At 60.1% G+C, this 3,773-nt stretch carries 3 protein-coding genes; 2 read left to right on the plus strand and 1 reads right to left on the minus strand.

What is annotated here, in order from left to right; translation table 11 throughout:
* Nucleotides 1-237 precede the first annotated feature (237 nt).
* Complete coding sequence (locus LPA44_RS17840) at nucleotides 238-1,068, minus strand: IS5 family transposase (RefSeq protein WP_230890828.1); 831 nt, start codon at nucleotides 1,066-1,068, stop codon at nucleotides 238-240.
* Nucleotides 1,069-1,689: 621 nt separating this feature from the next.
* On the opposite strand from LPA44_RS17840, the gene LPA44_RS18305 reads away from it, so the two are divergent.
* Complete coding sequence (locus LPA44_RS18305; RefSeq protein WP_230890829.1) at nucleotides 1,690-2,391, plus strand: IclR family transcriptional regulator; 702 nt, start codon at nucleotides 1,690-1,692, stop codon at nucleotides 2,389-2,391.
* A 44-nt stretch (nucleotides 2,392-2,435) separates the two neighbouring features.
* Nucleotides 2,436-3,500, plus strand: a complete 1,065-nt coding sequence (locus tag LPA44_RS17850) for a WD40/YVTN/BNR-like repeat-containing protein (RefSeq protein WP_230890830.1) — start codon at nucleotides 2,436-2,438, stop codon at nucleotides 3,498-3,500.
* Nucleotides 3,501-3,773: the final 273 nt, after the last annotated feature.

Consider the following 3,773-nt stretch of genomic DNA (forward strand, 5'->3'; position numbering starts at 1 on the left):
CGACACATCCGGGCAAGCCGTCTGAGCGATGCCATATCGCCAGACGGCGTCCATTTCCGGGTTAATCTGGCGGAATATTGCACTAAGAGCGTTTGAAGCGACCGTCAATCGACGGCAAAACAAGGCAGCGGAACTTCAGAATGAGCCGAGCAGGTTCCTTGATACTCATTCTATCCCACCCCCATTACGAGAATATCGTTGTAAAGGCTGTGTTGAATCGCTGTAAGGCGGTAGATTTCACTGTTTCACAGCACGTTTGATGTTGTAGACGACACACATCAGTGCGATTTTGCGGAACTCACGAAACCAGGATCGCGCTCGCACGGCGAAGCCGAGCGAGCGCTTCACAGCCGAATTGACGGTCTCAGTCATCGAACGCTGATTGTAGCGCTGTTCGTCGATTCTAGCGTTGTGTGCGTGGTCGTAGGGAGCGAAGATACGATGCTTGATCAGGGGTCTGATGCCGAGTTTACGTAATGCTTCGCGGAGCGCTTGCTTGTCGTAGCCCTTATCGGCGGCGAGAGACCGCAGATCGCCCGCGTTCCGGCGGGCGATCTGCTCGGCGAGGTCTGCGTCGCTTCCTTCCCGAGTCGTCGAGCAGTGTACGTCAAGGACGGCTTGAGTGTCTGTATCGACGAGTTTCGTGACTTTTAGCTTCTGCACGCGGTAGCTGATTCGCTGGCAGTAGTGGCGGCTCGCAGCTGAGCGTTCGTAGAATGTGGCGTCGATAGCAGCGTGTTTCGAAGGATCGTGTAGCTGCGCCGACTGGCGCAGCAACACTCGACAAACACTCATCTCGATCCGGTCGAACGCCTTACACAACGTGGATGGTGAGGGGAGATCGGCCGCGTTGAGGCCGATCTCCCCGGTTATTTGTGGCATCTCTTTGAGCAAGTCAATCGTCATTCGGTAGGACGCATCGAGGTAAATACGGAGACAATGCAAGGAAACGAGGGCGTAGTCGGCGAATCCGCCGCCACCTTCCGGGGCGGCGGATTCGTCTCCATCGCCAGTAACTCTTTGAGCAATCGGCACAATCTCTCCAGTGAAGCGGGAGATTTGTGTCATGGACAACCAAATCGTCCCGCTTCAACTCCTTTGATTTAGCGACCCATCCCGGCGCTGTCTAGTGATTCAACAGAGCCGTTGTAAACCACTTGGGGGCGGTGTGTTGCCACGCTGATTTAACGCATAGTTACGTCGGTGCCGTCCGGAGCCGCCCTGTCTGCGTCCCCATTCGCGGCGTTTTCTACCCGCTCTCCCGCGTACACCGGCACAGAACTTCCCACGGCCGCGTGATATCTGGTGGCTGACGCCCGTGTTCACAGCCAAGAAACGGACGTCGGAACCCGAGTACGATATTCGACCGGTATCGAACCCTGATTACATTTCTACACATCCATTTTACACCTCTAACGCTGGTCTTTCGTCCAGAAAAGGGGTATATTCGATGATGTTGCCGTGTGCTGGCGGCACTCCTGTTCGATCTGCACCCTCTAGTCGCCGTTTCTGCTGGTGAGGGAACTCGCTCTATTTTCCACCAATAGAAAATTATATGTGATGATCGATAGTTGAACCCCGTATGAGCGAAACCGGTGCCGCGAACGAGACCGCGTCAAACACGCGGGTGAAAGCCGTCGAGACTACGTTTACCATCGTCGAGACGCTCAAAGAGATGGGGGTGGACGCGTGACCGACATCGCGGAGCGAACCGATCTCTCGAAGGGCGCCGTTTACAAACATCTCTCGACACTTCGGGATCACGGCTACGTGGTCAAGCACGGCAACGAGTACACACTCGGCTTTCGGTTCCTCGACTACGGCGGATGGCTCCGCTCGCGCTACGTCGGCGCCGACCTCATCAAACCCCGCACACGCGAACTCGCCGACCGAACCGGCGAAATCGCCTCCTTCGCGATGTGGGAGAACGACCGTATGGTCACGCTCTTCCGAGAATCGGGGAACCGTGGCGTCTCCTCCCGCACGCGGCTTGGCTGTCGAATGCACCTTCACCAGATGGCGGGCGGAAAGGCCATCCTCTCTCGTCTTCCGAGAGCCCACGTTCGCGACGTTATCGATTCAGCCGGGCTACCGCCGGCGACGCCGCAGACGATAACCGACGAGGAGGAATTCCTCGAGGAGCTCGACGCCATCCGAGAGCGCGGGTATTCGGTCAACGAGGAGGAGAGTACCAAGGGACTCGTCGCCGTCGCCGTTCCTGTCGTCCCCGACGAGACGGTCATCGGTGCGTGTTCCATCGCCGGCCCGCGTCATCGCATGGACGAGGAGCGTGTCTCCGGGGAAATCGTCGACCTGCTGTTGAACGCCGCGAACGAACTTGAGTTGAACATCTCGCACGCACAGGCGTCGCCGAGATTCGGCACGCGGTAACTGTACACGAACATATATTACGCCCTCTGTATAATTGCCGAGTGATGCCACTGCTCATAGGCACCGACGACGGCTTGTATCGTGCGGACGAGATCCCCTTCGAGAAGGGTGACGCCGACCGCGTGCTCGACTGCGGTCGCGTCACGCAGGTGGACGACCTCGACCACGCTGACGGCGTCTTCGTCTGCAGCACTGCGGGCGCCTATCGCTCGCTCGACGGGGGCGAGACGTGGTCGGAACTCGACGTTCCGAAGGGGGATCGCTACTGGTTTGAGGGTGACAGCATCGTCTTCACCGTCCACGCCTCGCCCGATGGCGCGCTGTACGCGGGGACGAATCTGCCTGCGGTTCACCGATCCTTCGACGGCGGTGAGAGCTGGCACGAGCTCGACGGCGTTCAGAAACTTCCCTCCCGATCGCGGTGGGAGTCCCCGGAAGATCCGAAGCGCGCGCGCATCCGAAACATCGCGTCCGTTCCGAACATGAAGGATCGCCTCGTCATGGCCGTCGAAGTCGGTGGCGTCCACCGAAGCGACGACGGTGGTGAGACGTGGATCGACCTGCGCGACAACATTCCCGAAGACGACGTCCATCAGATCCTCCCGCTGACCGAGGACTGCTGGCTGGCCGCGACCGGCTACTTCGATCTCGACCTCGAACACGTCGGTCTCCAGACCGGCCTCGGGCATGCCACCGGCTGGGGCGGACTCTACCGGACGACCGACGCCGGCGAAACCTGGACGCGCCTCGATCAGAACAACGACTACTCCTACATCCGGCGGGTGTTCACTCACGACGGCACCGTCTTCTTCAGCGGTGCCATCGGTGCGCCGCCGGCGTGGGCGAACGACACTCACGAAGCCGCGCTCTTCGAGTCGACGAACTTCGGCCGGACGTTCGAGCGCGTCGAGTTCCCCGGCGAGCCACACGAGGTCATCGAGGACTGGGTGGTCGACGACGATGGCGACCTGCTCTGTGGCTCGGGGCTCTTCGACATTCCGACCCCCCGCACGGACATTGACGGACGGATCATGCGTCGAACTGACGACGGGGAGTACGAGACGGTCGGCCTGGTGCCGTCCAGTGTCGGCCGCATCGAAGTCGTCTGAAGTTCCGTTCTCTCGTTTTTTCGCGTGACGGCCGGCATCGGCTCGTTCGCTTCGATGACGCGTCCCGAGTTCGTCCCCGCCAGCGTGCGGACGTCGTGGTGGAAGCCTAGCGTCTGAGCGGGTAGACCAGCTCACGGTAGGCTTCCCCGTCGCTCTCCGGATAGACGAGGTGCTGGTCGCCGTCGAGCCACTGGCCGATGGGGCTGACGAGGCCGTCCGGACGGCCGTACTGGTCGAAGCTGAACTCGCCCGAAACCGTCTGGTAGTCAGTAC

Source organism: Halobacterium sp. KA-4, assembly GCF_021028995.1.
In the GTDB taxonomy this organism is placed as follows: Archaea; Halobacteriota; Halobacteria; order Halobacteriales; family Halobacteriaceae; genus Halobacterium.

Coding starts and splice junctions, on each gene's coding strand:
- LPA44_RS17840 (WP_230890828.1), bottom strand. CDS start 1,068: ATGACACAAATCTCCCGCTTCACTGGAGAGATTGTGCCGATTGCTCAA.
- LPA44_RS17850 (WP_230890830.1), top strand. CDS start 2,436: ATGCCACTGCTCATAGGCACCGACGACGGCTTGTATCGTGCGGACGAG.